The sequence below is a fragment of the Mesorhizobium sophorae genome (assembly GCF_002270415.1).
GTDB classification, from domain to species: domain Bacteria; phylum Pseudomonadota; class Alphaproteobacteria; order Rhizobiales; family Rhizobiaceae; genus Mesorhizobium; species Mesorhizobium sophorae.
The window spans coordinates 1,360,330-1,386,235 of record NZ_NNRI01000022.1 but is presented as its reverse complement, the minus strand read 5'-3'; the positions used below and the strand labels follow the sequence as shown (position 1 = coordinate 1,386,235).

The window sequence follows — 25,906 nt, the reverse complement described above, 5'->3', positions numbered from 1 at the left end:
TGGTACGGCAAGCACAAGATCGACAACGTCGCCGAGTTCAACAAGGACTTCAAATACATCAAGACCATCGCCGTTTCCGTCTTCAGCAAGCGCGAATCGACCTCATGGCACTTCGGTCCGCTGCGGCTCAGCCTGCGCATTCTCTACAATCTGATCCCGGTGAAGTCGGAGATTTTCGTCGAATGCGGCAACGTCAAGAACTACTGGTATGACAATCCGCTGTTCATCTTCGACGACACGCTGCTGCATCGCTCGGTCAACGAATATGATGGCCGCCGCTACTGCGTGTTCATGGACATTATCAGACCATCCCCGGTTCCCGGGCTGATCGCTGGCATGCTTGCCGTCGTCTCGGTGAGTGTCGAGCGCATCAACTCGATGTTCTACAAGAACTGGAAGATGATCGGTTCGACCAAGCCGAAGAAGGTCGGGACGACCTGAGCCTGAAATCGTCCATGCTGCCGGCCCTGCCGGCGGCAGTGAGGCGCTTTTAACGCGCCACTCATCCCACCACCCCGTGCTCGCTGTTCCGCCCCGTGTCTTTTGAGGGCGTTCTGAATGCTTGCGATGGCCACGCGTTCAAGTATACATCCCGCCAAGCTCTCAACAGTTCCTGATACGAATCGCGTGGGGTTCCTGTTTGCCGAAACGGCTTCTGGCTGCATCGGCGGGAGTCCCGGTTTGCCTCGACAGTCCTGCCTCTTCCCTTCCTTGGCGGCCTCAAGTGACGACGAACGAAACTCTCGGATTCTGGCTAAAAATCTACATATGTACCGCGTTGCTGGGCGTTGCTTTCGCCGCGATATACGTAAGGCTTGAGGAGCCCGTCTACTATTGGGATTTTGCCGCTTACTTCAATGGGTTTGACCAGTATGGCTCACTCCTGGCCGAGAGCCCGCTCCAGTGGCTGAGCCAATTGCGGGCTTCTGTCGCGAGGGATGACTACAGCGCGGCAATTCTGGTGCCGCTTATGCCGTTTCACATGTTTTTCGGCGGTTCAAGGCTTTCCTATATCGCTGGAATAGTCATCGTTTACCTGGTCCCGACCGCTCTTTTCATAGGACGAATGAGCTACCTGGAGGCGGTCTCCGACACTCCTTCGCCCCGAAGCTGGTTTGTCGTGTGGATCGCGGCCTTTCTCTACACGCCATTCTGGTCGGCGACGCTTCGTGGATTGCCGGATATTGCCGGCTGCCTCGCGCTTTCTGCGGCAACTTATTTTCTCTGGAAATCAAGGTTCCTGACCCGCGAACCGGTGATCAACGGGATACGCATCGGCATATGCCTGTGGTTGGCGTTCATGCTGCGCCGTTGGTATGCATTTGCCGTCATAGGGATCGCACTTTCTGCAGCCTTCTTTTGTTTGTTGCAGGTCGCAAAAGACCGCGACTTCGCGGCATTCCGGAACACGGCGTTAGGGGGCGTGTGCACGCTTTTTGTGATTGCCGGAGCCGCATTGGCCTTCCAGCAACCGCTGATCCTCAAGATTCTGGGAACCAGCTACGGTGACCTTTACAGCGGATACAAAACCAACTTCGTTTCGCAGATCGACCAGGTGGGATCGCGGCTGAGCTATGTGAACTGGCTGTTGATCATAGTGGGCCTTTATATCTCCATCATACGCCGCAACAGTTTCGTTTTGTTCTGTGCTCTTGCCTCGGTACTCACCTTTTTCCTCTTCACCCGGACGCAGGATCCGGACCGTCATCATTCGATGCCAATGTTTCTTTGGCTCTTTCCTGCATATGCCCAGGCAATCGTCTCGATCGTTTCGATGCCGGCGCTGAAATCTCGATGGTCAACCGTCGTCATAGCCGTCGTCGCCGGGTTTGCGTATTTGGGTACCTTTTTCCCGATCGGCCGCCAGTTGCTATCACCGATCGGCTATGTTTTTGCCAGGGAAGATACGCTTCCTCTTCACCTCGACAATCTTCCCGAATACAGGCGCCTCATCGACGATCTCATTAGGGAAATGCGGCCTGAGGACCGCTTCTCGGTGTTTGCCTCTGGCGCGGTCATGAATAGCTCGCTGTTGTTTGGAATGGATATGGACCTTTTCCCTCGTGTTGGATGGTCTTGCCAGGTTGATAGTCGCGATCAATTCGCACCAGAGGCATTGAAATCGAGATATGTCGTCGTAACCGATCCTCCTGTTACCCATTTGCAATCGGGAGCGCAGATCTGCGTCACGATACCGGACCAGGATATTGTCGAAGGGAAAGGTATCGGCGCCGCCTATGAGCGCATTGCGACATATCAGCTGTCCGACGGCGTCACGGGCTATCTCTACGAACAGGTGCGCCCGGTCAGCAAGACGGAACTCGATGCCCTTTACAGCGAGTTCAGGAAAAAATACCCAGGCTGGACAACGCCTGAGTGGTGACGATCAGGTTGACACGCTCTGACCAACTCGACGATGGCCGCGAAGGCGGCTCGCGCCCGATTGTCTGCGCGGTCCCAGCCGCATCGTCGTCAGCTTCAGGGGATTGACCGTGTCGCCCTTGTGGAGGCAGTAATCGATCATGTTCAATCTGCTTCTCGTTGTGGTCGGCGGCGGCATCGGCGCCGGCATTCGTCACCTCACCAACATCGGCGCGCTGCGCCTTGTCGGCCCCAACTATCCCTGGGGGACGATGGCCATCAACATCGTCGGCTCGTTCGCCATGGGCCTGTTCATAGCCACCCTGGCGCGCCGCGGCGGATCGAACGAGCTCAGACTGTTCGTCGCCACCGGCATCTTTGGCGGCTTCACCACCTTTTCCGCGTTTTCGCTCGATTTCGCGACTTTGTGGGAGCGGGGAGCCACGCTGCCGGCGTTTGGATATGCCCTTGCCAGCGTCATTGGCGCCATTATCGCCCTGTTTCTGGGACTTTGGCTCGCAAGAACCGTTTCATAGTGTTATTGCCGCGCCAAGAGCGGGCCGAACCCTGCTCGGGAAACGGATAAGCGAAAAAATATGGCAGGCGTTGAACAGATCACAGTGGAGGCCGGCGAGGCGGGCATGCGGCTCGATCGCTGGTTCAAGACCCATTTCCCGGGCCTGGGCTTCGGCCATCTGCAAAAGCTGCTGCGCTCCGGCCAGATCCGCGTCGATGGCGGCCGGGTCAAGGCCGACACCCGCGTCGAACCCGGCCAGATGGTGCGCGTTCCGCCGCTTGAGGTGGACAAGAAGGGCGAGAGCGCGCTGACCGGTCACTCGATCCGCAACCAGGGCGATGCCGACGTCCTGGCGAAAATGCTGATCCATGAAGATCCCAAGGTCTTCGTCTTCAACAAGCCGGCGGGCCTTGCGGTGCAAGGCGGCTCGGGGGTCACCCGCAATGTCGACGACATGCTGGAAGCCTGGCGCAACCAGAAGGGCGAGAAGCCGCGGCTGGTCCATCGCCTCGACCGCGACACTTCGGGCGTACTGGTCGTCGCCCGCACCCGGCTTGCCGCCATGAAGCTGTCGGAAGCGTTTCGCGCCCGCGAGACCAAGAAGACCTATTGGGCTCTGGTCAAGGGCGTGCCGCCCAAGCGTGAGGACAAGATCTCGACCTGGCTGATCAAGGAGCCGACGCCCGATGGCGATCGCGTGCGCATCGCCGCGCATGGCGAAAAGGGCGCCGACCACGCCGTGTCCTACTACCGCATCATCGAGCAGGCGGCGCAGACGATGACCTGGCTGGAAATGGAGCCCTACACCGGCCGCACGCACCAGCTTCGTGTTCATGCTGCCTATATCGGCTGCCCGATCATCGGCGACCCGAAATATTTCGAGGCCGACACCAACTGGGATTTCCCCGGTGGAATTCAGAACCGCCTGCATTTGCATGCGCGCCGCATCATCATTCCGCACCCGGACAAGGGTGTCATCGATGTCACCGCGCCGATGCCTCCACATATGCGCCAGAGCTGGAACCTGATCGGCTTCGACGACGCCAGCGCGGAGGACTGATCGTGAGCGGCGTGACCGATACGCTCGACCGGCGCGACACGGTCGATATGGCCGCCGCCGCAATCATGGTCGGCCTGACCTTTTCCTGGGGGCTGAACTACGTCGCCGCCAAGATCTCCTACGCCGGTTACGATCCTGTCTTCCTGTCGATCGCGCGCTCGGTCATCGGCGGCCTGTGTGTCTTCGCCTGGTGCCGCTGGCGCGGCATCGCGCTTTTCACGCGCGACGGGACATTGCTCGCCGGCATCGCGGTTGGCGCGCTGTTCGGCATCGAGTTCCTCTGCCTCTATGTCGGCCTGGAGCACACGACCGTCGCCCGCAACACGCTGCTGGTCAACACAATGCCGTTCTGGATGTTGGTCGGCGGCCACTTCCTGCTCGGCGAGCAGATCACTTTGCGCAAGTTCCTTGGCCTGCTGCTGGCCTTTGCCGGCCTTACCGCGGTCTTTTCCGACAAGCTTGGCGGCGGCGGGGACATGCTGTTCGGCGATCTCTTGAGCCTTGGCTCCGGATTTTTCTGGGCCTTGACCAACATCCTCATCAAGCGGTCGAAGCTGGTCGAGGCGAGCGCCGAGAAGCTGCTGCTTTATCAGCTCGCCGGTGCGGCAGTTGTCGGCATATTGGTGCTGCCGCTCGCCGGTTCGCCCATCCGCGACCCTGCCGTGCTGCCGACATTGGCGCTGCTTTTCCAGGCGGTCTACATCGTTGCCTTTACCTATGTGCTTTGGTTCTGGCTGCTGAGGCGCTATCCGGCTTCAGGCCTGTCCAGCTTCACCTTCCTATCGCCGGTTTTCGGCGTGTTGTGCGGCGCCATGTTCTTGAATGAGCCGCTGACCATGCGCATCTTCCTGGCACTTGGCCTGATTGCCGCCGGCCTGATCATTGTCAACCGGCCGTCGCGCAAGCTCGTGCCGGTTTGAGAGAGCCTTTCAATGGGTGATATCCTCAACGATCTCGAAGCGGGCAAGCAGCTTTCCGATCCGGATCCGGTGCGCCCCGCCCAGATCCAGATGAAGACGCCTCTGCCGAAGCGCTTCTACAAGATCGTCGCGGTGGCGCCGGTGGAAGACGGCTTTGCCGTGCATCTCGACGGCAAGCCGGTGCGCACGCCGGGCAAGGCGCTGCTGGCGCTGCCGACCGAGGCGGCGGCTGCACTCGTCGCCGACGAATTCGCAGCGCAGAGCGAAACCATCAACCCGGTGACGATGCCGGTGATGCGCCTCGTCAACACTGCTATTGACGGCGTCGCCAGCGATCCGCAGGCGGTGCTGGAAGACATTCTGCGCTTCGCTTCGTCCGATCTGCTCTTCTACCGCGCCGATGCGCCGCAAGGCTTGGTGGAGCGGCAGAACGAACATTGGGACCCGGTCCTTGATTGGGTGCGCCGCAGCCTCGGGGCTCGCTTCAATCTCGCCGAAGGCATCATCCATGTCGAGCAGCCGCGCGAAACGATCGCCGTGCTGGGAAGTCATCTTGCTCAGCGTGCCGAACCGCTGCGGCTCGCCGCCATCCATGTGATGACCTCGCTGACTGGTTCGGCGCTGCTGGCGCTGGCTGTCGATTTCGGCGAACTCGACGCCGAGGCGGCCTGGGCGGCCGGCCATGTCGACGAGGACTGGCAGATCGAGCATTGGGGACAGGACGCCGAAGCGGTCGCGCGCCGCTCGGCCCGCAAGCGCGACATGATGGCTGCCGCTGGGCTATTGGAAGCGCTCAAGGGCTGACGGCTCCGCTTCATCCCGCAGCGCACCTAATACCAAAGTCATAATCCCAAAGACGCCCTGACGTTGGCGCACGCTTTCTGTCATTTTTTCCGTGATCGCAGTGCATGAGTCCATGTTCGGAGGAGAACGCGGACAATGAAGCACAGCATCGAGGACAAGGTCTCACGGGAGGACAATTCTATGGCAATGGCATCGACTGCCGGCGGAGCAAGCCGCGGCATGACGCGGGAGGAAAAGAAGGTCATCTTCGCTTCCTCGCTGGGCACCGTTTTCGAATGGTATGATTTCTATCTCTACGGCTCGCTCGCGGTGTTCATTGGTTCGACCTTCTTCAGTCCAACCATTCCGGAAGCGACGCGTAACATCTTCGCGCTGCTGGCGTTCGCCGCTGGCTTCCTGGTGCGACCGTTCGGCGCGCTGCTGTTCGGCCGCATCGGCGACCTTGTCGGCCGCAAGTATACGTTCCTTGTCACCATGACGATCATGGGCCTTTCGACCTTCCTGGTCGGCCTGCTGCCTGGATATGCGACTTTGGGCATCGCGGCTCCCGTGATCCTGATTGTCCTGCGCATGCTGCAAGGCCTGGCGCTGGGCGGCGAATATGGCGGCGCGGCCACCTATGTCGCCGAGCATGCACCCGACAACCGGCGCGGCTACTACACCTCGTGGATCCAGACGACGGCGACGCTCGGCCTGTTCCTGTCGCTGGTCGTCATCCTGATTGTCCAGGGTTCGATGAGCAAGGAAACCTACGCCTCATGGGGCTGGCGCATTCCGTTCATTGTCTCCTTCCTGCTGCTCGGCATCTCGATCTGGATCCGGCTTTCGCTCTCCGAATCGCCGACCTTCCAGCGCATGAAAGATGAGGGCAAGGGCTCCAAAGCGCCGCTTTCGGAAGCGTTTGGTCAATGGAAGAATGCCCGGATCGCGCTGCTGGCGCTGCTCGGCCTCACCGCCGGTCAGGCCGTGGTCTGGTACAATGGCCAGTTCTACGCGCTGTTCTTCCTGCAAAACGTGCTCAAGGTCGACGCGCAGTCGGTCAACATCATGATCGCCATAGCGCTCGCCCTCGGCTCGATCTTCTTCGTCGTCTTCGGCTGGCTCTCCGACAAGATCGGGCGCAAGCCGATCATCATGGCGGGCCTTGCCTTGGCGATCGTCTGCACCTTCCCGCTGTTCAAGGCATTGACCTGGGCCGCCAATCCGGCGCTCGCCACGGCCCAGCAGAACACACGTGCTACGGTGACGGCGGCACCCGGCGACTGCAAGTTCCAGTTCAATCCGGTCGGCACGGCGAAGTTCACGACGTCTTGTGACATCGCGACCTCGTTCCTGACCAAGAACTCGGTTCCCTATGACGTGGTGTCGACGGCCGCGGCCGGGACGGCCGCGTCGGTCAAAATCGGCAACGAGACGGTGGAATCCTACGATGCCATCGCCGCTGGCGATCAGGCGAAAGCCAAGGACGCCGCCTTCATCAAGGCCGTCAACATGTCGCTGCGGGACGGCGGCTATCCGCTGAAGCGCGCGGCGATCAAGATCCCGGACCAGAAGCTTGACGCGTTTGTCGCCGCCAACCCGGAACTGAAGCTCGATGCCACCGCCATTCGCGCCGGCGAGAAGGCGACGGTCCCGACCGATCAGGCGATCAAGGACAAGCTGCTAACCGCCGACGAGGCCGCGGGTGCGCCCGAGGTCACCGTCTACAATATACCGGGCGGCGGCGCTTTCGCCATGTTCGCCGATCCGGCGGGAATCAACTGGCCGATGACGATCGGCATCCTGTTCATCCTGGTCCTGTTCGTGACCATGGTCTACGGCCCGATTGCCGCGATCCTGGTCGAGATGTTCCCGACCCGCATCCGCTACACCGGCATGTCGTTGCCCTATCACATCGGCAATGGCTGGTTCGGTGGCCTGCTGCCGGCGACGGTGTTCGCACTCAGTGCCTACAGGGGCGATATCTACTTTGGTCTGTGGTACCCGGTGGTGATCGCCGCGATGTCGCTGGTCATCGGCATGATCTTCGTCAGGGACACGCTGGGAACCGATCTGAACACCAAGCAGTAATGACTGCTCGGTAGTCAACGAAAACCCGGCGCGAGCGATCGCGCCGGGTTTTTCAATGATAGTCATGCGATGAGGGTAGGGGCTTAGCTTTGACGGTCCTGCTTCGCGTCCTCTATCGCCGCATCGTGATACCAGCCGTCGCCGAAATCCGCCCGAACACCGCGCAGTGAGGCAAGCTCTGCCGCAAACTTAGCCTTGCCGCTCAAATTTGAGGCAGAGACGCGCGCTGCCGTCGGGAACATCAGAATCTTTGCCGACGGACGCGTGGAAATGATTTCCATTGTCGGGCTCCTTTCTTCTGTCGAACCTTGTCGATTCAACCTACCTCGAAGATAAGGTCTGCAATCAAGTTAGGCAATATGCCTACGAAAAGATCAGTATTTGCCTATTATTTGTGCGAATTGCGATTGTGATTGATCTCAACGCATTGCTTAGGCGGCTTGCCAACTTCAATGGAATGCGGCGTCAATTTTGCCGCACCCTGCAGGTCAAGAGTGGCACACGAATTGCATTTTAGTGATCCGGCAGGCCGACTGCTGGTGGCAGACGCATGTCGACGCCGTCCAGTGTTCGGTGATCAAGCAACGAGAGGCTAGAATGACGAAATACAAGCTCGAGTACATTTGGCTCGATGGATACACCCCGGTCCCCAACCTTCGCGGCAAGACGCAAGTCAAGGAATTCGCCGAATTCCCGACGCTCGAGCAGCTTCCGCTGTGGGGCTTTGATGGCTCGTCGACACAGCAGGCCGAAGGCCACAGCTCCGATTGCGTGCTGAAGCCAGTCACTGTCTATCCGGATCCGGCTCGCAGCAACGGCGTGCTCGTCATGTGCGAAGTCATGATGCCAGACGGCGTTACGCCGCATGCCTCGAACAAGCGCGCCACCATCCTCGATGACGAGGGCGCCTGGTTCGGTTTCGAGCAGGAGTATTTCTTCTACAAGGACGGCCGTCCGCTGGGCTTCCCGGAAAGCGGCTATCCGGCACCGCAGGGCCCGTACTACACCGGCGTCGGCTATTCCAATGTCGGCTCCGTCGCGCGCCAGATCGTCGAAGAGCATCTCGACCTCTGCCTGGCGGCCGGCATCAACCATGAAGGCATCAACGCCGAAGTGGCCAAGGGCCAGTGGGAATTCCAGATTTTCGGCAAGGGCTCCAAGAAGGCCGCCGACCAGATGTGGATGGCCCGCTACCTGATGCAGCGCCTGACCGAGAAATACGGCATCGACATCGAATACCATTGCAAGCCGCTCGGCGACACCGACTGGAACGGCTCGGGCATGCACGCCAACTTCTCGACCGCCTATATGCGCGAAGTCGGCGGCAAGGCCTATTTCGAAGCGCTGATGGCGGCTTTCGACAAGAACCTTATGGATCACATCGCCGTCTATGGCCCCGACAACGACAAGCGTTTGACCGGCAAGCATGAGACCGCGCCGTGGAACAGGTTCAGCTATGGCATCGCCGATCGCGGTGCTTCGATCCGCGTCCCGCATTCCTTCATCAAGAACGACTACAAGGGCTATCTGGAAGATCGCCGTCCGAATTCCCAGGGCGACCCCTACCAGATCGCTTCGCAGATCCTGAAGACGATCGCCTCGGTGCCGGCGAGTGCTGAGGTTTCGGCTGCCGCGTAGTCATTCGAATCGGACTTCACGTCCATGCCGTGACAGTCTGAGATTCTTCCAAGTCCATACAAGAACCCCGGCGAAAGCTGGGGTTCTTTTTTGCCGTTACCCGGCGGATCGGGCCTCGGGCAAAACATACCCAGAAAAAGTCAGGCAATGCAGGCGGTCGCGAATCCGGTCGAGCGCTCGGCTGCCACTGTTCCAGTTTCCAGCGGTAGCACGCCAGAAAGCCCGGAAAACTGGCATTTTGAGCACTATCCGTGACCTCGCACCCTTCCATAACCACCTGTTCATGTTGCGGAATCGGCTGTCCACAGCCGGCTTGGCGGCGTTGACAGATTGCAGTGCAGCATGCGTATTCGAAGCGCTTGGGGTTACGTCGCGCGATGCTGTTCGGACGGGCGGGGTTTACTTGAACGGCGGCATAGGCGTGGGCGCCGGACGAGCGGTCACTGTAGCCTGAGGCAGTGCGCCGCTCGCTCCTGGCTTTCATATTCACCATCGACCGAACTGTTTCTGCCGGCCCATGAAACGCGGGCTGAGCAACCCAGCCATTCACGCACGCCGAAAAGCTCAATGGCAAAGGTGCATCCATCGCGATGGGCGCGGACCTGTCGGTACAGGCGGGGCCCATCGGAGCGCGGCAAAAAGCCCTTGAAAGAGGGAACTCTTTCAAGGGCTTGAATAGTCTGTCGAATCTTAGACCGAGTAGTACATGTCGTACTCGACTGGATGCGGGGTCATTTCGAAGCGCATCACCTCGGCCATCTTCAACTCGATGTAGCTGTCGATCTGATCGTCGTCGAAGACGCCGCCGGCTTTCAGGAAGCCGCGATCCTTGTCGAGGCTCTGCAGCGCTTCGCGCAGCGAACCGCAGACGGTCGGGATCTTCTTCAGCTCCTTCGGCGGCAGGTCGTAGAGATCCTTGTCCATCGGCTGGCCGGGATGGATCTTGTTCTTAATGCCGTCGAGACCGGCCATCAGCATGGCGGCGAAAGCGAGGTAGGGGTTCGCACCCGGATCGGGGAAGCGGACCTCGACGCGCTTGGATTTGGGCGATGAGCCGAACGGGATGCGGCAGGATGCCGAGCGGTTGCGCGCCGAATAGGCGAGCAGCACCGGCGCTTCGTAGCCCGGCACCAGACGCTTGTAGGAGTTGGTCAGCGGGTTGGTGAACGCGTTGATCGCCTTGGCATGCTTGATGATGCCGCCAATGTAGAACAGGCAGCTTTCCGACAGGCCGGCATATTCATTGCCGGCGAAGGTCGGCTTGCCGTTCTTCCAGATCGACTGGTGGACGTGCATGCCCGAACCATTGTCGCCGAAGATCGGCTTCGGCATGAAGGTGGCCGTCTTGCCGTAGGCGTTGGCGACCTGGTGCACGACATACTTGTAGATCAGCATCTTGTCGGCGTTGCGCACGAGCGTATCGAACTTGATGCCGAGTTCGTGCTGGGCGGCCGCCACCTCGTGGTGGTGCTTTTCGACCCGCACGCCCATTTCGGCGAGCACGGTCAGCATTTCCGAGCGCATATCCTGCGCGGAATCGATCGGGGGCACGGGGAAATAGCCGCCCTTGATGCGCGGACGGTGGCCGAGATTGCCGGTCTCGTAGTCGGTGTCGTCGTTCGACGGCAGTTCGGTGGAATCAAGCTTGAAGCCGGTGTTGTAAGGGTCGGCCTTGTATTTCACATCGTCGAAGACGAAGAATTCGGCTTCCGGGCCGACGAAGATCTGGTCGCCGATGCCTTCCGACTTCATGTAGGCCTCGGCCTTCTTGGCCGTGCCACGCGGATCGCGGTTGTAGGATTCACCCGAAACCGGATCGAGGATGTCGCACAGGATGACCATGGTCGACTGCGCGAAGAACGGGTCCATGTGGACCGTGTCCGCATCGGGCATCAGCACCATGTCGGACTCGTTGATGGCCTTCCAGCCGGCAATCGAGGAGCCGTCGAACATGACGCCATCAGCGAACATGTCTTCCTCGACCTCGATGACATCCATCGTCACGTGTTGCAGCTTGCCCTTCGGATCGGTGAAGCGCAGGTCGACGAATTTCACGTCGTTGTCCTTGATCTGCTTCATGATGTCTTTGGCTGTCGTCATGTCATGTATCCCTGTTTGATGACGTTTTTTGATGATGACGGTTTTTCAGGCGGATGGCCGGGTCGGATCAGACCGCGTCCATGCCGGTTTCGCCAGTGCGGATTCGCACGACTTCCTCGATGTTGGAGACGAAGATCTTGCCGTCCCCGATACGGCCTGTCTGGGCCGCCTTGCGGATGGCTTCGATCGCGCCTTCGACCGCGTCGTCGCCAAGCACGACCTCGATCTTCACCTTGGGCAGAAAATCGACGACATATTCGGCGCCGCGATAGAGTTCGGTATGGCCTTTCTGGCGCCCGAAGCCTTTGGCCTCGGTGACGGTGATGCCTTGCAGTCCGGCCTCCTGAAGCGCTTCCTTCACTTCGTCCAGCTTGAATGGCTTGATGATCGCTTCGATCTTTTTCATGTAAAAAGTGGCCTCCACTGCCAAAAAAACGGGTTGTGAACCCCCGCTTGCGCCTCCATCAAGCACGAACTGTGCCAATTGGACGGATTTGAAGCGGTCTCATACGATTTCAAAGCCGCGCCGCGCCGGGAAGCAAATTAGCGTCATTCACTGCATCAGGTGCGCCGTAGGCCGCTGGAGCCACGAAGGAGCCAGCATGTGCGTCCGCACAATAATTAGGCATATCGCCTATTCAGCGGGCAGTTTTGTGCCTGCGACGCCCTCATTCCAACGATATGGCCGCAAATTTCGCCACTCCCCTTTGTTTGCTTCGGATCGAAAATTGGACAATGCTTGATCGAATGCGGATCGGCAATCCATGAGCAACGAACTTCTTTCCCCGGCCGAAATGAGTGAGGCCGATCGGCTGGCGATTGCCGCCGGTCCGCTCGATGGCTTCGGGCTGATGCGCCGTGCCGGCGAAGCGGTCGCGGCCGTGATCCTGGCGCGTTATCCCGCAGCGACGCGTGTCCATGTGCTGTGCGGCCCCGGCAACAATGGCGGCGATGGCTATGTCGTTGCCCGGTTGCTGGCCGGCAGCGGCGTAAGCACAACGATCTGGGCGAGCGGCACGCCGAGGCCGCAAAGCGATGCGGCGCTCGCCGCCGCGCAATGCCCGGTGAAACCTCGGCCACTGTCGGATTTTGCCGCCGAGGCCGGCTCGATCGTCGTCGACACGCTTTACGGGGCAGGGCTGTCCAAGCCGCTGGCCGGCGATGCCGCGAAAGCCGTCGACACCGCAACAGCTCTGCGCCTGCCTGTGGTCGCGGTCGACCTGCCATCGGGTGTCTCTGGAGCCAGCGGCGCAATATTGGGCAGGGCGTTTCACGCCGAGGTCACCGTCACCTTCGCGCGGCAAAAGCCCGGCCACTTGCTGCTCCCGGGACGAGAGCAATGTGGTGAAATCGTGCTCGCTGATATTGGCATAGGCGACGGCATCATCGCCCAACTCGCCGTGTCGACTTTTGAGAATGTGCCAGACCTGTGGTCGCGGGAATTTCCCGTGCCGGCGGTGGACACGCACAAATACAAGCGCGGCCATGTCGGCGTCTTTTCCGGCGGTCCGAGCGCCACCGGCGCGGCGCGGCTGTCGGCACTAGCCGCCGCGAGAAGCGGGGCAGGGGCGGTCACCGTGCTGTCGCCGGCCAATGCCATGCAGGTAAACGCTGCGCATCTCACCTCGATCATGCTGCGCAAGGCCGATGACAGCGTCGACATCGACTCGTTCATCGGCGAACGCCGGCCGTCGGCTTTTGTTCTCGGGCCCGGTTTCGGCATTGGCGAAAAGACGCGGCAATTTGCACTTGCGCTGCTCAGCCCTGTCCAGCCAAGGGATACGTCAACCCGGATTGACGGCCTCGTGTTCGATGCCGACGCGATCACCTCTTTTCGTGAGGCGCCGGACGTCCTGTTCGAAGCTTCTCGCCAACCGGGCGCGCCGGCCCTGGTGATGACGCCGCACGAAGGGGAGTTCGCCAGGCTGTTTCCCGATATCGCCGATGAAGTTGCGTCCTCCAAGCTCGACAAGGCCCGCGCAGCCGCCGTGCGTGCCAATGCCGTCATCGTCTACAAGGGCGCCGACACCGTCATCGCCGCTCCTGACGGCAGGGTGGCAATCAACGCCAACGGCGCGCCGTGGCTGGCCACCGCAGGTTCGGGCGACGTGCTGTCAGGCGTCATCGCCGGGCTGCTGGCGCAAGGCATGCCGGCCTTCGAAGCGGCCTGCGCCGCGGTGTGGATCCATGCTGAGGCCGGCAGCCGGTTCGGGCCGGGGCTGATCGCCGAGGATCTGCCGCCGGCGCTGGTGCCGGTGCTGCGCGACCTTGTCGAAGCACGTTCGACCGCTCGATGAGCCGCGCCCTGGCTCTGCTGCTCGCCACCCTCCTTGCTGTCTTCGTGGTGTCAGCAGCGCGCGCCGAAGGTCCTGTGACGATCGTTGATGATCCGGCGGTACTCGCCGCACTTGATGCCAAGGGCTACGGCTTTGCCGATATTTTTGGCGCGGCGGGCGCGGGCGACCTGAAAGCTCTCTACGACAAGGCGCCGGCCTATCACGCTGTCGTCGACACTGTGGCGGCCGATGTCGCCGCGCTGCGCGCCGACATGAAGGCCGGCGGGCGGCCGCTCTACGAGGTCACCGACGGCAATGTCGGCCGCATCATGGACCTGCGCTGGCTGAAGACCGATGCAGCGCGCTTCCGGCTGGTCGGCGTCGTCAACCGGCTCGACCGTCGCGACTTCGCGGCCCTACTGGGTGACAAGAGCTGCGGCGAGGTGCGTTTCATCTACCGCCTTGCCTACAGTTTCCGCAAAAATGGCAAGCTGTTGGCGTCGCGTCTGCCGTTCAATTTCAACGCCGTCTACAGCACGGCGCCCGATGCCGACGGCGGCTGCGTCGGCGTTGCCGGACGCTGGACGCCACAGCTTGACGAGACCGTCGATGCTGGCTGGCTGACTGGCGGTCCGCTGGAGAAAGCCGGGCTGACCTTCAAGCAGCTGGAACTCAACGCCCAGGTGGTGCGCTTTCCCTCCGGCCAGGAAACCGAGTTCGGCGGCCAGGCCGCCTATCTCATGCGGATATTCGGCATCGATGGCGGCGCCGTCAGCGAGAAGCCGCTGGAGAACACGCCTGACGCCGCACGGCTTTCGCAAGACGCGGCGCTGAAGGCAAGGCTCGCCGCCTATGTCAGCGCCAATCTGCCGGCCGTCGACGAAGGCGTCTACGAAATCCCCGACGAATTCCTGGCCAGGAAGGTCATCTCGTGGTCGACCTTCGGCAGCGCGCGGCAGGCCAACCACCCTTTCACGCCACTGCTTCAGCCCGGGGAATTCGCATCGCTCGACTATTCCGGGCTCAAACTGCTGCGCACACCGGAAGCTCTCATCGAACGGCTGGACAATGGCGCCTGCCAGGGTTGCCATCAGGCTGGTTCCACCGCCGGTTTCCATTTCATTGGCCTCGACGACAAGACGACCTCGCCGCTCAACCGCATCGAGGTCGGCATTTCGCCGCATCTTCACGCCGAGATACCGCGCCGCCAGGCCTGGCTGCGCGCCATGGCGCAAGGCATGGAGCCGAACCGCTTCCGCCCGCTCTCCTTTGCACCACCGGCTGCCTGGACGGACGCCGGCGCGATCGACTACGCGCCGGCAGAGATGACAATGCCGTGCCTGATGCCGGACGATGCCGCACGCTTCGCCAAGACGTGGCAGTGCGGCGGCGGCACCATCTGCACGCCGCTAGCCAGCGCTTCGGGTGTGCGGACGAAACTGGCGCAATGCCTGCTACCCAAGGACAGTCCCGACATGTTTTCCGGCCATCCCTGCCTGACCGGATCGATCACCAGCAACGCCACGCAGCCTTTCAACGACCGCTTCAAAATATCAGGCCAGTTCGCGGCCTTCGCGCCGGATGTCTCGCGCACTGCCTACACCTGCCGTCCGCCGAAGATCGGCGTGCCTGGCGGCATCGCTTATCGCGGCTGCGACGACAAGGACCGCGCCTTCGCGGCCTTCAAATCCGGCAAGCCGATGCCGAACGAGATCTGCGGGCTGGTCGGCGGCAAGAAATTCGACATCTGCGTGGCCACCAACAATTTCGACCAATGCCTTGGCGGCGCCGTCAACCGCGGCAACCGGCCCGCTTGTTCGGCCGATCATTTCTGCCGCGAGGACTATATGTGCCAATCGCTGCCGCCCGATACGCCTGGCATCGGTAAGATCAAGGGTATCGGCTTCTGCTCGCCGACCTATTTCATCTTCCAGATGCGCATCGACAACCACGCGACGCCCTGGGGCAGTTCCGTCCGTGCCACCATGGGGGCAGGATTTGGCGCGGCGGAAGAGGAGTAGGTATCAGTCGCGGGTGACGGCGATCGGTGAAAAGGCGTCCCGCACTTGGGTCTCGTCGACATCAACGTGCGAGCATCGCCTTAGCGTTGAAGATAGTCCTCCATCTGCTCGGTCCACGTCTTGTTGAATTCCGCAATGTATCGTTCGGTGGCACTCGGGCTTAGCAGCGTCGAGAGGGCCGTGACGGCTATCGGCTGGATGTCGGGCGCTTCGGCATACCCAAGTGCCACCAGTCGCTGTGCCCATGATGGATGCGTCGACTTCCCGTCATCGGGACGTTCCCACGCTCTGTGGACGCAAGCGTCCAGGTAAGTCTGTTCCGACAACTGCCCGGCCGTCTGCAGAAGGCGGTCGAGTGGTGGCCGTGGTGGACGCATTGCTCCCCTCAGTTCAAGCCCCAAAGCGTCATACACCTTCTCCTTGAAGTGTACGTCTGCAGCCGCAACGAGCAACAGCGCACGCGCGGCTTGCTCGGCATTGCCAGACACTGCCGCATGACGATCCGCTTTGATCTCTGCTTCGCGTGAAAGCCGGATATCCTCCCGTTCAAACGATTCCGACAGCCAACCGATTGCAGCATGAAGCAGGCTGCCCGAAATCGTCGCTCCCGGAGGGGCGTACTCGAACACAAATCCGAAACTATTTTCGAACTCTGCGAGATTGAGGCCGCCATTGGTGTCTTTGTTGCGTAAATGGGCATCTTCATGAGCAAGAATCGCTGCAAGCGCCTTCTCATCGGTCACCGCCAGGAGGGGAATGCCGACGGTCAAGAACACGCGGCGACCCAAGAGTCCGAGAAGTGTGCGTTCTTCCCGTACGCTGGCGTTAAGGTCGTCTTCCAACGCAATCACGGTGCGTGCCGCACGGCGCGGGCCGGCAATTTCTTCCCAGTGCGCCCATATGCCGGGTGCCTCGGTTCTGGGCACGCCCTTGACCTTGCGGCGCCGAAGTCCGGCAAACAATGTGCCGAACAGGAATGCCGCCGCCGTGGTTGCGATCGGCATGGCAACAAATCCACTGGCGATAAACCAGATCGGATGGCTGTCGAGCAGTGACATCCAGACGCAGAAGATGATTGCTGCAGGGATCACGAAAAACAGCACGGCAAACCTGCCGAACCGCCGCCCTGCGCTGATGACCAGACGCGACATCAGCGCCTCACAGCGGGATGTTGTCGTGCTTCTTCCAGGGGTTTTGCATGTCCTTGTTGCGCAGCATCCGGAGCGCGCGCGCGATGCGGCGACGGGTCGAGTGCGGCATGATCACCTCATCGACATAGCCGCGCTCGGCGGCGACGAAGGGCGACAGGAAGCGATCTTCGTAAGCCTTTGTATGGGCTGCGATCTTTTCAGCATCACCGATGTCCTTGCGGTAGATGATCTCGACCGCGCCCCTGGCGCCCATCACGGCGATCTGCGCCGTCGGCCAGGCATAGTTCATGTCGCCGCGCAGATGCTTTGACGCCATCACGTCATAGGCGCCGCCATACGCCTTGCGGGTGATGACGGTGATCTTCGGCACGGTGGCCTCGGCATAAGCGAACAGGAGTTTCGCCCCATGCTTGATCAGCCCGCCATATTCCTGGGCCGTGCCGGGCAGGAAGCCCGGAACATCGACGAAGGTGACGATCGGGATTGAGAAGCAGTCGCAGAAGCGCACGAAACGCGCCGCCTTGCGGCTGGCGTCTGAATCGAGCACGCCGGCCAGCACCATCGGCTGGTTGGCGACGAAGCCGACGGTGCGGCCCTCGACCCGTCCGAACCCGGTGACGATGTTCTTGGCGAAATTCTGCTGGATCTCGAAGAAGTCGCCTTCGTCGGCAACTTTAAGGATCAACTCCTTGATGTCGTACGGCTTGTTGGCGTTGTCGGGAATCAGCCGGTCGAGCGACTGATCATGGTCGGTCACCGACTGATAGCATTCGATCTCCGGAAGCTCCGATGTGTTGGAGGCGGGCAGCAGGTCGACCAGCCGGCGCATCTGCAGCAGCGCCTCGACGTCATTGTCGTAAGCGCCGTCGGCGATCGAGGATTTCGTCGTGTGGACGGAGGCGCCGCCGAGGCTCTCGGCGGTTACCGTCTCGTTGGTGACCGTCTTCACCACATCCGGTCCGGTGACGAACATGTAGGAGGTGTCGCGCACCATGAAGATGAAGTCGGTCATCGCCGGCGAATAGACGTCGCCGCCGGCGCAGGGGCCCATGATCAGCGAAATCTGCGGAATGACACCGGAGGCGAGCACGTTGCGCTGAAAGATCTCGGCATAGCCGCCCAGTGCGGCCACGCCTTCCTGGATACGCGCGCCGCCGGCATCGTAGAGGCCGATGATCGGCGCGCGGTTGCGCAGCGCCATCTCCTGCACCTTGATGACCTTTTCGGCATGCGCTTCCGACAGCGAACCGCCAAACACGGTGAAGTCCTTGGCGAAGAGATAGACCGGGCGGCCGTTGACGGTGCCCCAGCCGGTGACCACACCGTCGCCGGCGATCTTGGTCTTCTCCATGCCGAAATCGGTCGAGCGGTGTTCGACATACATGTCGAACTCCTCGAACGAGCCCTCGTCGAGAAACACCTCGATGCGTTCGCGCGCGGTGAGTTTGCCCTTCTTGTGCTGTGCATCGATGCGGGCCTGGCCGCCGCCCATGCGGGCGATGTCACGGCGGCGCTCGAGTTCTTTCAGCACGTCCTTCATCGGTTACCTCCCAAGCCAGCGGCATTTCGTGGTAATCGTGCGGGCGGGCGAGCGCAAGGACCGCTTGCGCCGTGGTTTTGTTGCGCTGCAGCATGACGGCCCTTGCATTTGACCGCGAACTGGGCCATATGCGGCGACATAGGCGCTTGGGCCGGGAACAATCCGGCCTTCTCGACAAATGAGACTGGTTGCGTCTGTTTTCCCTCTTTCCGGTATATCGGCCTCTCTTTCCGGTAAATCACAAAGTGGCGAAAAAGCCCCGTGGCATGATGCCTGCGGGCACGACAGCGCAGCCGAGTGGACGAAACCGTCCGCCCGCCTTGTCGTTCCATGACAATTTATCCGACGGCAGGTTGCGCCCTGCCGCCATTGATGTTTGCGGCCAGAGGCCGCGTGAAAGAAGAATATTTTGACCAACGAAAACACTTTGCTTGCTGATAAAACTGGGGAACTCTCAGGTTTCGCAGCACTGGGAATTACGGGTGCGCTGCTCAAGGCGACCCATGCCGCCGGCTTTACCGATCCGAAGCCGATCCAGGCGCAGGCGATCCCGCCGCAGATGGAAGGCCGTGACATTTTCGGCATCGCCCAGACTGGTTCCGGCAAGACGGCTGCCTTCGCGCTGCCCATCCTGTCGAAGATCATCGCTCTCGGCACCAAGCGCCGGCCGAAGACGGCGCGTGCGCTGATCCTGGCGCCGACGCGCGAACTTGCCGTGCAGATCGAGGACACCATCAAGATCCTCGCCAAGGGCGCGCATGTCTCGACCGCACTTGTGCTGGGTGGCGTCTCGCGCTTCAGCCAGGTGAAGAAGGTCGCGCCCGGCGTCGACATCCTGATCGCAACGCCCGGTCGCCTGACCGATCTGGTGCGCGAAGGCGACCTCATGCTTGCCGACACCAAGTGGCTGGTGCTGGACGAGGGCGACCGCATGCTCGACATGGGCTTCATCAACGACGTCAAGCGCATCGCCAAGGCGACCGCGCCCGACCGTCAGACGGTGCTGTTCTCCGCGACGATGCCCAATGAAATCGCCGACCTGGCCAAGGGTCTGCTGAAGAACCCGATCCGCGTCGAAGTCGCGCCGCAAAGCACCGCGGCCGCCGAGATCGTGCAGGGCGTCGTCTTTGCCCGCACCAAGCAGAAGCGCCAGGTGCTGTCGACGATGCTCGCCGACGAGTCGATGAAGTCCGTCATCATCTTTTCGCGCACCAAGCACGGTGCCGACAGGGTGACCAAGGACCTCGAGCGCGACGGCTTCAAGGCCGCCGTCATCCACGGCAACAAGTCGCAGAACGCCCGTCAGAAGGCGCTGAACGATTTCCGTGAGGGCTCGGTGCGCATTCTGGTGGCGACCGACATTGCGGCGCGCGGCATCGATGTGCCCGGCATCAGCCATGTCGTGAATTTCGACCTGCCGGACGAAGCCGAAAGCTATGTCCATCGCATCGGCCGGACCGGCCGCAACGGCATGGACGGCATTGCCATCACGCTTTGCGATCCTTCGGAGAACAGCAAGCTGCGTCAGGTCGAGCGCATCATCCGCACCAAGCTGCCGATCGTTGCCGACCATCTCGGCAGCCCTGATCCGCTGCGCAATCCGGCCGAAAAGAACGAGCGCTTCGAGCCCGCCAATGACCGCAACGACCGCAATGGTCGTCGTGACGGCAGGCGGCCGGGTGGCGAGAACAAGGGCAATGGCTTTGGCAAGAAGCGCTTCGGCGACAAGCCGGCCTTCGCTGGCGAGCGCAAGCCGGAAGGCGCCAAGCCTTTCAAGGGCAACAACAAGCGCCGCTTCGGCGGCAAGCGTCCGGCGGCGCGGGCTGCGTAAGCCTGACAGCGTTTTGGTCGGCCAAGCTTAGGCTGGCTGATTGCCGTGACTGACAAGGAAAGGGCGGCCGAAGCGATGCTTCGGTCGCCCTTTTTCGTCAGGAGGCTATTTGGCTACCGCCTCGACCCAGACGGCGATCCTTTGCGCGAGATAGGCCGTGGTCGAAGGCGACAGCGCGTCGCCGGCGATGACGTGGTGGTCGGGATCGCCAGTGTCGTCGACCGGCACCAGTTCATGCGGCGCGCCCCAGCGCCCGGCGATTTCGCGGGTGCGGTCCTCGCGCACCACCCTGTCGGAATCGGAAAAGATGAACAGGGCAGGGATGGTCGCCTTTTTCACCGGCGCTGCGTAGGCGAGCTCCGTCAGCGCCGCCATCGGCAGTGTCGCGGCCATTGGATATTTGTGCGTCCAGAATTTCTCGTGCAGGGCGTTGCGGGTCGGAAAGCTGCGTTCCTTGCCGCCGACAAGCTCGGCAATCTGCTTGCCCCAGGGCATGGTCAGCAGTTCGGCGCCAGACGCCCTGACGCCGAAATTCGGCGAGATGAACGCGATCGCCGCCACCCCGTCCGATGCGCCCGGCTGCGTTGCAGCCCATGTCGCCAGCGAGCCGCCTGTCGAGGTCGAGATGACGATCACCTTGTCGCCAATCGCCCTGCCGATGGCGAGTGCCTCCTCATAGTCGTTGATCCAGGCATTGACGCTGCCTTGCGTCATCGCCGCGCCGTCCTGCCCGTGACCGGTAAGGCGGGTGTAGAACAGATTGGCGTCGAGCTGGTCGGCCACCTCGTCCGACAGCGGGCGGACCTCGCCCTTCGATGCGGAAAAGCCGTGGATATAGACAATCGACAGCGGCGTCCTGGCATGCACCATCGGATTGGCCCAGACGATCTCTTTCTCCAGCCCGTCACGGATTCCGGGTATGGCGGCCTCTGTCTTCGCCACATAGGCCTGCGGATCGTCGCCGATGACCGAGGGATCGAAACGGATCGTGGTGTCGACGGGTACGCGCGGGCCAAACACGAAAGCCAGTGCGAGGACAACGATAAGGCCAAGCACAGCAAGCACGATCCGTCGCCCCATCGCAGACTCCAAAGAACAATTTCTCAACCTATGGCGGCGGTCACTATCGGGCAACGCCATGCCCCGGAGAGGGAGCCTGCCAATCTCGATGGCGTTCTATTCGCTTTGGGGCTTCCGGTCGTAGTGCAGCGGCCGCGCCTTCCAGTTGGTCATCAGGCCGATCACCCCTCTGCACAGCGGCCTCGGCAGCAGGCTGAGCACTTTCAGGGGCCAGCTCAGCCGGCGCGGGAAGGTGACTTCGAAGCCGCCGGACTTGATGCCCCGCGCCATGCGGCGCGTCGCGCGGCTGACTGGCATCAGCCCCGGCATCGGCAGCATGTTCTTCTCTGTAAGAGCGGTGTCGATGAAGCCCGGGTTGATCACCTGGACACGCACATTCATCTTGTCGAAGTCGTATTTCAGCGACTCGGCCAGGATGTTGATCGCCGCCTTGGTGCCGCCATAGGCGGCCGTGGTCGGCCAGCCGAAATAGGCGGTGACCGAGCCGACCAGCACGACATGGCCGCGTGCCCGCACACGCATGCGCTGGATGACCGGCACCAGGCCGTTGATGATGCCGAAATAGTTCACATCGAAGGACCGGCGAAAGTCGTTGACGACAAGATTCTCACCCGGCGTCGAAATGTAGTTCCCGGCATTGAAGACGGCGAGCACGATAGGCCCGAGTTCCTTCTCGATCGTGGCGACCGTCCTTGCCATGCGCGGCTCGTCGGTGACATCACAGGGAAAGGCCGTGACACTGCCCGGCATCTGCGCGGTTTCGACGACAAGCGTGTCGATCGGATCGTCGTCGAGCGCCGTCACCGCGACGGTATAGCCCTGGGCCGCAAGATCCCTGGCCAGCGAACGGCCAATGCCGCTGCTGCCGCCCGTGATCCAGGCGACGCCGTGCTTCGGATTGGCCCGATAGAGTGTCATGCTGCGCCCTGTCGACTTGCTCGTACCTTGCTCTAGCGATGAAGAAATCGAATGAAAAGAGTGCTTTCATCACAGTGAGGAAATGAACTGTGGCGCATGAAGGCGATATTGAGAAGCGTCGGCCGCGATAACAATGCCGCAAATGCGACTGGTCCAGACAAATTCTTGCCTTGAAACCGAAGCTTCGGGTTTCTACGGTTTCGGCACAGCTGCACAAGGAATCCTGAATGCCCCGTTCTGTGATCGACGCGATCGGCAACACGCCTCTGATCCGCCTCAACAAAGCGTCTGAACAAACCGGCTGCGAGATCCTGGGCAAGGCCGAGTTCATGAATCCAGGCCAGTCGGTCAAGGATCGCGCCGGCCTGTTCATCATCCGCGACGCCGAGCAGCGCGGGCTGCTGAAGCCCGGCGGTGTGATCGTCGAGGGAACGGCCGGCAATACCGGTATCGGGCTGACGCTGGTCGCCAAGGCGCTGGGATACCGCACGGTCATCGTCATTCCAGACACGCAAAGCCAGGAAAAGAAGGACACCATCAGACTGCTCGGCGCCGAGCTGATCGAGGTGCCCGCGGTGCCTTACAAGAACCCCAACAATTACGTGAAATTGTCCGGGCGGCTGGCCGAGCAGATGGCGCGGACCGAGCCGAACGGCGCCATCTGGGCCAACCAATTCGACAATGTCGCCAACCGTGACGGCCATATCCGCACCACGGCGGAGGAAATCTGGAACCAGACCGGCGGCAAGGTCGACGGTTTTGTCTCGGCGGTCGGTTCGGGCGGAACGCTGGCCGGCGTCGCCTTCGGATTGAGGGCCAGGCGCCAGGACGTCAAGATCGCGCTGGCCGATCCGCTGGGGGCTGCGCTCTACAGTTTCTACACCAGCGGTGAGTTGAAGTCCGAAGGCAGCTCGATCACCGAAGGCATCGGGCAGGGGCGCATCACCGCCAATCTCGATGGCTTCACGCCGGATTTTTCGTTCCAGATCCCGGACGAGGATGCGCTGCCGATCGTCTTCGACCTGATCCAGGAAGAAGGCCTTTGCGTCGGCGGCTCGACCGGCATCAACATTGCCGGCGCGATCCGACTGGCGCGCGAACTGGGCCCCGGCCACACCATCGTGACTGTTCTTTGCGACTATGGGACGCGCTATCAATCGAAGCTGTTCAACCCGGAATTCCTGCGCGAGAAGAACCTGCCGATACCGGGCTGGATGGAGCAGCGGAGCACGATTTCTGTGCCGTTCGAAAAGGTCGGTTGATGGCGCACAGGACCGAAGCGCTGTTTCGCGACGACGCCTATCTGCGGACAGCGGACGCCACAATCATTGCCGTCAACGACCGCGGCGGCATTATCCTCGACCGGACGATCTTCTACGCCACATCGGGCGGCCAGCCGGGCGATATCGGGCATCTGGGGCGCGCCGACGGCAGCCGCATCGCCATCGCCGCCACCATTACGGGCGAGACCAAGGACGAGATCATCCATGTCCCGGCGTTGGAGCAGAGGGTTCCAGAGGTCGGTGAACGCTTGAGTCTGGCGATCGACTGGGAGCGCCGGCATCTTTTGATGCGCATGCACGCGGCCTGCCACCTGCTCACTGTGGTCTGTCCGTTCCCGATCACCGGTGCGTCCGTTTCCGAGGATGACAGCCGCGTCGATTTCGATATTCCCGACGCCAGCTTCACCAGGGAAGACGTAACGGCGAGCCTGATGGATCTGGTGCGGGCCGATCACCCGATCTTCACCAGGCTGATCAGCGACGAGGAGCTGGCCGCCAACCCGGGCCTGGTGAAATCCAAGAATGTCCGGCCGCCGGTTGGCACCGGTAAGATCCGCCTGGTTTGCATCGGTGACAACGCTTCGGTCGATAGCCAGCCCTGTGGCGGCACCCATGTCAAAAGCACCGGTGAGGTCGGCGAAATCCATATCGGCAAGATCGAGAAGAAGGGCCGTGAAAACAGACGCTTCCGCATCCGCTTCGGCCCGATGCCGGCGACCTGATGCATGTCGCCCAAGAAAGTGGCCTCGATGTTGGGTCAACGACAAGAACAAAGACTTAAGGCGCGTCGCTTGAATCCGCTTCAACGCGACGCACTTTAATCGGACAATCACCGCCAAACGGCGAGCAGGAGAAAAAATGGCCGAGGACAGTCCTTTCACCGTCGACGCGGATTGGCTGCAGCAGCGCCTCGGCGAGCCGGGCCTGACGATCATCGACGCATCCTGGTATCTGCCGGCGCAAAAGCGCGATGCGCGCGGCGAATACGGCGCGGCCCACATTCCGGGCGCACGGTTTCTGGATCAGGACGCGGTTTCGGACCCGGATTCGCCGCTGCCGCACACGCTGCCGTCACCGCAGCATTTTGCCCAGTATGTCGGATCGATGGGCGTTTCGGCCGACGACACCGTCATCATCTATGATGGTCCGGGCTTCTTCTCGGCGCCTCGGGCGTGGTGGATGTTCCGGGTGATGGGCGTCTTCCAGACCTATATTCTGGACGGCGGCTTCGATGGCTGGAAAGCGGCGGGCCGGCCGGTAACGGCCGAACCGACCAGGATCGCGCCAAGTGTGTTTCATGCCGATTTCGACGCCGGTCGCGTCGCCAGCCTCGCCGACATGCGCCGGATCGTCGATACCGGGGAAAGCCAGATCGCCGACGCCCGTGGACCGGGCCGCTTTGCTGGCACGGAGCCCGAACCCCGCGCCGGTATCCGCTCCGGCCACATGCCTGGCGCGCGCAATCTGCCCTACTCGGCGCTGTCGGAAAATGGCGAGCTCTTGTCGAAGGACCGCTTGCGCAAGGTGATCGAGGCGGCCGGCATCGATCTGTCGAAACCCGTCATCACTTCGTGTGGTTCGGGCATTACAGCCGCGGTGGCGACGCTGGCGCTGGAAACGCTTGGCCATACCGACAACAAACTTTACGACGGCTCATGGACGGAATGGGGTGGGCTCTCCGACACGCCGGTCGTGACCGGCAAGGAATGAAGACGATGGAAAACGGCGCGTTGGAAGACATCGATGTCACGGTGACGTTCCTCGAGATGCATGTGCCGCCGGCCTATTCGCCGCCGGTGCCCTACAACCGTCAGGTCGCGCTGCTGAAGACCAAGGACATTCCCCTGCATTTCTACCGCTATTTGATGGATCGGGTGGGACGCAAATGGCACTGGGTCAACGTGCTGAGGCTGGATGACGAGGAGCTTTCGGCCGGCATCCACCGCGAGGACCGCGACATCAGAGTGCTCTACCTCGACGGCGCGCCGGCCGGCTTCTTCGACCTCAAGCCGCATCTGCCGGAAGAAGTCGAGCTCGCCTATTTCGGCATGATGGAACATGCGACCGGGCAAGGCATCGGCCGCTGGTTCCTGGGGGCGGCGATCGCAGCGGCGTGGTCGTACGGGCCGAAGCGGGTGACAGTGCAGACCTGCACGCTCGATCATCCGGCTGCTTTGCCGCTCTACCAAAAGCTCGGCTTTGCGCCGGTGGCGCAAAAGAAGGAAATCGTGCATCCGCTGCCTTTCGGAGAACGCTCGGCCAGCGTCATGCGGCCGTGACATCAGCCAAAAATCCGAAGCATCCGCCACTGCGCAAGAATCGGGTGGGAAGCGTGA

Annotated in this window: 22 protein-coding genes; 15 read left to right on the top strand and 7 right to left on the bottom strand. The window is 61.5% G+C overall.

Annotated features, from left to right (window positions below):
- The 7 genes from CGZ66_RS37945 to CGZ66_RS37915 all read left to right on the top strand — a co-directional run.
- Positions 1–441, top strand: a 441-nt coding sequence (locus CGZ66_RS37945; RefSeq protein ID WP_143748961.1) for an aspartyl/asparaginyl beta-hydroxylase domain-containing protein, incomplete at its 5' end; no start/stop codon positions are given.
- Between the two features lie 283 nt (positions 442–724).
- Positions 725–2,383, top strand: coding sequence for a hypothetical protein (locus CGZ66_RS37940; RefSeq protein ID WP_095091658.1), 1,659 nt, complete (start codon positions 725–727; stop codon positions 2,381–2,383).
- A gap of 139 nt (positions 2,384–2,522) precedes the next feature.
- Positions 2,523–2,897 (top strand): fluoride efflux transporter CrcB, encoded by a 375-nt coding sequence (gene crcB / locus CGZ66_RS37935; RefSeq protein ID WP_095091657.1) that lies wholly within the window; start codon positions 2,523–2,525, stop codon positions 2,895–2,897.
- Between the two features lie 60 nt (positions 2,898–2,957).
- Positions 2,958–3,938, top strand: coding sequence for an RluA family pseudouridine synthase (locus tag CGZ66_RS37930; protein ID WP_095091656.1), 981 nt, complete (start codon positions 2,958–2,960; stop codon positions 3,936–3,938).
- 47 nt (positions 3,939–3,985) lie between these two features.
- A complete protein-coding gene (locus tag CGZ66_RS37925; RefSeq protein WP_167392419.1) occupies positions 3,986–4,858 on the top strand; it encodes a DMT family transporter in 873 nt (290 codons plus the stop codon).
- 12 nt (positions 4,859–4,870) lie between these two features.
- Entirely contained in the window at positions 4,871–5,662 is a 792-nt protein-coding gene (locus tag CGZ66_RS37920; protein WP_095091654.1) for an ATP12 family chaperone protein, read from the top strand.
- Between the two features lie 180 nt (positions 5,663–5,842).
- Positions 5,843–7,732, top strand: coding sequence for an MFS transporter (locus CGZ66_RS37915; RefSeq protein ID WP_095091818.1), 1,890 nt, complete (start codon positions 5,843–5,845; stop codon positions 7,730–7,732).
- An 83-nt stretch (positions 7,733–7,815) separates the two neighbouring features.
- Here the strand turns inward: CGZ66_RS37915 and CGZ66_RS37910 are convergent, their stop codons facing one another.
- Positions 7,816–8,013, bottom strand: coding sequence for a DUF2735 domain-containing protein (locus CGZ66_RS37910; protein WP_095091653.1), 198 nt, complete (start codon positions 8,011–8,013; stop codon positions 7,816–7,818).
- A gap of 316 nt (positions 8,014–8,329) precedes the next feature.
- Between CGZ66_RS37910 and CGZ66_RS37900 the strand changes: the two genes are divergently transcribed.
- Positions 8,330–9,370 (top strand): glutamine synthetase beta-grasp domain-containing protein, encoded by a 1,041-nt coding sequence (locus CGZ66_RS37900; protein ID WP_095091817.1) that lies wholly within the window; start codon positions 8,330–8,332, stop codon positions 9,368–9,370.
- A 690-nt stretch (positions 9,371–10,060) separates the two neighbouring features.
- On the opposite strand, the gene glnA is transcribed toward CGZ66_RS37900, so the two are convergent.
- Together glnA and CGZ66_RS37885 are read right to left on the bottom strand one after the other, a co-directional pair.
- Positions 10,061–11,470 (bottom strand): type I glutamate--ammonia ligase, encoded by a 1,410-nt coding sequence (gene glnA, locus CGZ66_RS37890; protein ID WP_095091650.1) that lies wholly within the window; start codon positions 11,468–11,470, stop codon positions 10,061–10,063.
- Between the two features lie 67 nt (positions 11,471–11,537).
- Positions 11,538–11,876 (bottom strand): P-II family nitrogen regulator, encoded by a 339-nt coding sequence (locus tag CGZ66_RS37885; protein ID WP_006205430.1) that lies wholly within the window; start codon positions 11,874–11,876, stop codon positions 11,538–11,540.
- Between the two features lie 358 nt (positions 11,877–12,234).
- Here CGZ66_RS37885 and CGZ66_RS37880 point away from each other — a divergent pair, with 358 nt between their 5' ends.
- Together CGZ66_RS37880 and CGZ66_RS37875 are read left to right on the top strand one after the other, a co-directional pair.
- On the top strand, positions 12,235–13,767 hold the full coding sequence (locus CGZ66_RS37880; RefSeq protein WP_095091649.1) for an NAD(P)H-hydrate dehydratase: 1,533 nt from the start codon (positions 12,235–12,237) through the stop codon (positions 13,765–13,767).
- A complete protein-coding gene (locus CGZ66_RS37875) occupies positions 13,764–15,767 on the top strand; it encodes a hypothetical protein (RefSeq protein ID WP_095091648.1) in 2,004 nt (667 codons plus the stop codon). Before CGZ66_RS37880 ends, CGZ66_RS37875 begins: the two co-directional genes overlap by 4 nt.
- Before the next feature lie 80 nt (positions 15,768–15,847).
- On the opposite strand, the gene CGZ66_RS37870 is transcribed toward CGZ66_RS37875, so the two are convergent.
- Both CGZ66_RS37870 and CGZ66_RS37865 read right to left on the bottom strand, forming a co-directional pair.
- Entirely contained in the window at positions 15,848–16,918 is a 1,071-nt protein-coding gene (locus CGZ66_RS37870; RefSeq protein WP_095091647.1) for a M48 family metallopeptidase, read from the bottom strand.
- 7 nt (positions 16,919–16,925) lie between these two features.
- Positions 16,926–18,458 carry an acyl-CoA carboxylase subunit beta gene (locus tag CGZ66_RS37865; protein WP_095091646.1) on the bottom strand — a complete coding sequence of 511 codons (1,533 nt, stop codon included), beginning with the start codon at positions 18,456–18,458 and terminating at the stop codon, positions 16,926–16,928.
- 409 nt (positions 18,459–18,867) lie between these two features.
- Here CGZ66_RS37865 and CGZ66_RS37860 point away from each other — a divergent pair, with 409 nt between their 5' ends.
- The gene (locus CGZ66_RS37860; protein ID WP_095091645.1) at positions 18,868–20,289 is read left to right on the top strand and encodes a DEAD/DEAH box helicase; all 1,422 of its coding nucleotides are present in this window, start codon (positions 18,868–18,870) and stop codon (positions 20,287–20,289) included.
- 105 nt (positions 20,290–20,394) lie between these two features.
- Here the strand turns inward: CGZ66_RS37860 and CGZ66_RS37855 are convergent, their stop codons facing one another.
- Together CGZ66_RS37855 and CGZ66_RS37850 are read right to left on the bottom strand one after the other, a co-directional pair.
- Positions 20,395–21,369, bottom strand: a complete 975-nt coding sequence (locus CGZ66_RS37855; protein ID WP_095091644.1) for an alpha/beta hydrolase — start codon at positions 21,367–21,369, stop codon at positions 20,395–20,397.
- Positions 21,370–21,465: 96 nt separating this feature from the next.
- Entirely contained in the window at positions 21,466–22,287 is an 822-nt protein-coding gene (locus CGZ66_RS37850; RefSeq protein WP_095091643.1) for an SDR family oxidoreductase, read from the bottom strand.
- A 227-nt stretch (positions 22,288–22,514) separates the two neighbouring features.
- Here CGZ66_RS37850 and CGZ66_RS37845 point away from each other — a divergent pair, with 227 nt between their 5' ends.
- The 4 genes from CGZ66_RS37845 to CGZ66_RS37830 all read left to right on the top strand — a co-directional run bounded on the left by CGZ66_RS37845 (position 22,515) and on the right by CGZ66_RS37830 (position 25,849).
- Complete coding sequence (locus CGZ66_RS37845) at positions 22,515–23,549, top strand: cysteine synthase A (protein ID WP_095091642.1); 1,035 nt, start codon at positions 22,515–22,517, stop codon at positions 23,547–23,549.
- Positions 23,549–24,292, top strand: a complete 744-nt coding sequence (locus CGZ66_RS37840; RefSeq protein WP_095091641.1) for an alanyl-tRNA editing protein — start codon at positions 23,549–23,551, stop codon at positions 24,290–24,292. The genes CGZ66_RS37845 and CGZ66_RS37840 overlap by 1 nt, the downstream gene beginning before the upstream one ends.
- 136 nt (positions 24,293–24,428) lie before the next feature.
- Entirely contained in the window at positions 24,429–25,280 is an 852-nt protein-coding gene (gene sseA, locus CGZ66_RS37835; protein ID WP_095091640.1) for a 3-mercaptopyruvate sulfurtransferase, read from the top strand.
- Positions 25,281–25,285: 5 nt separating this feature from the next.
- A complete protein-coding gene (locus tag CGZ66_RS37830) occupies positions 25,286–25,849 on the top strand; it encodes a GNAT family N-acetyltransferase (RefSeq protein ID WP_095091816.1) in 564 nt (187 codons plus the stop codon).
- Positions 25,850–25,906: the final 57 nt, after the last annotated feature.

Excerpts from the sequence above, each read along its gene's own strand:
- crcB (WP_095091657.1), top strand. The coding sequence starts at position 2,523 with ATGTTCAATCTGCTTCTCGTTGTGGTCGGCGGCGGCATCGGCGCCGGC.
- CGZ66_RS37930 (WP_095091656.1), top strand. The coding sequence starts at position 2,958 with ATGGCAGGCGTTGAACAGATCACAGTGGAGGCCGGCGAGGCGGGCATG.
- CGZ66_RS37925 (WP_167392419.1), top strand. The coding sequence starts at position 3,986 with ATGGCCGCCGCCGCAATCATGGTCGGCCTGACCTTTTCCTGGGGGCTG.
- CGZ66_RS37920 (WP_095091654.1), top strand. The coding sequence starts at position 4,871 with ATGGGTGATATCCTCAACGATCTCGAAGCGGGCAAGCAGCTTTCCGAT.
- CGZ66_RS37915 (WP_095091818.1), top strand. The coding sequence starts at position 5,843 with ATGGCAATGGCATCGACTGCCGGCGGAGCAAGCCGCGGCATGACGCGG.
- CGZ66_RS37910 (WP_095091653.1), bottom strand. The coding sequence starts at position 8,013 with ATGGAAATCATTTCCACGCGTCCGTCGGCAAAGATTCTGATGTTCCCG.
- CGZ66_RS37900 (WP_095091817.1), top strand. The coding sequence starts at position 8,330 with ATGACGAAATACAAGCTCGAGTACATTTGGCTCGATGGATACACCCCG.
- glnA (WP_095091650.1), bottom strand. The coding sequence starts at position 11,470 with ATGACGACAGCCAAAGACATCATGAAGCAGATCAAGGACAACGACGTG.
- CGZ66_RS37885 (WP_006205430.1), bottom strand. The coding sequence starts at position 11,876 with ATGAAAAAGATCGAAGCGATCATCAAGCCATTCAAGCTGGACGAAGTG.
- CGZ66_RS37880 (WP_095091649.1), top strand. The coding sequence starts at position 12,235 with ATGAGCAACGAACTTCTTTCCCCGGCCGAAATGAGTGAGGCCGATCGG.
- CGZ66_RS37875 (WP_095091648.1), top strand. The coding sequence starts at position 13,764 with ATGAGCCGCGCCCTGGCTCTGCTGCTCGCCACCCTCCTTGCTGTCTTC.
- CGZ66_RS37870 (WP_095091647.1), bottom strand. The coding sequence starts at position 16,918 with ATGTCGCGTCTGGTCATCAGCGCAGGGCGGCGGTTCGGCAGGTTTGCC.
- CGZ66_RS37865 (WP_095091646.1), bottom strand. The coding sequence starts at position 18,458 with ATGAAGGACGTGCTGAAAGAACTCGAGCGCCGCCGTGACATCGCCCGC.
- CGZ66_RS37855 (WP_095091644.1), bottom strand. The coding sequence starts at position 21,369 with ATGGGGCGACGGATCGTGCTTGCTGTGCTTGGCCTTATCGTTGTCCTC.
- CGZ66_RS37850 (WP_095091643.1), bottom strand. The coding sequence starts at position 22,287 with ATGACACTCTATCGGGCCAATCCGAAGCACGGCGTCGCCTGGATCACG.
- CGZ66_RS37845 (WP_095091642.1), top strand. The coding sequence starts at position 22,515 with ATGCCCCGTTCTGTGATCGACGCGATCGGCAACACGCCTCTGATCCGC.
- CGZ66_RS37840 (WP_095091641.1), top strand. The coding sequence starts at position 23,549 with ATGGCGCACAGGACCGAAGCGCTGTTTCGCGACGACGCCTATCTGCGG.
- sseA (WP_095091640.1), top strand. The coding sequence starts at position 24,429 with ATGGCCGAGGACAGTCCTTTCACCGTCGACGCGGATTGGCTGCAGCAG.
- CGZ66_RS37830 (WP_095091816.1), top strand. The coding sequence starts at position 25,286 with ATGGAAAACGGCGCGTTGGAAGACATCGATGTCACGGTGACGTTCCTC.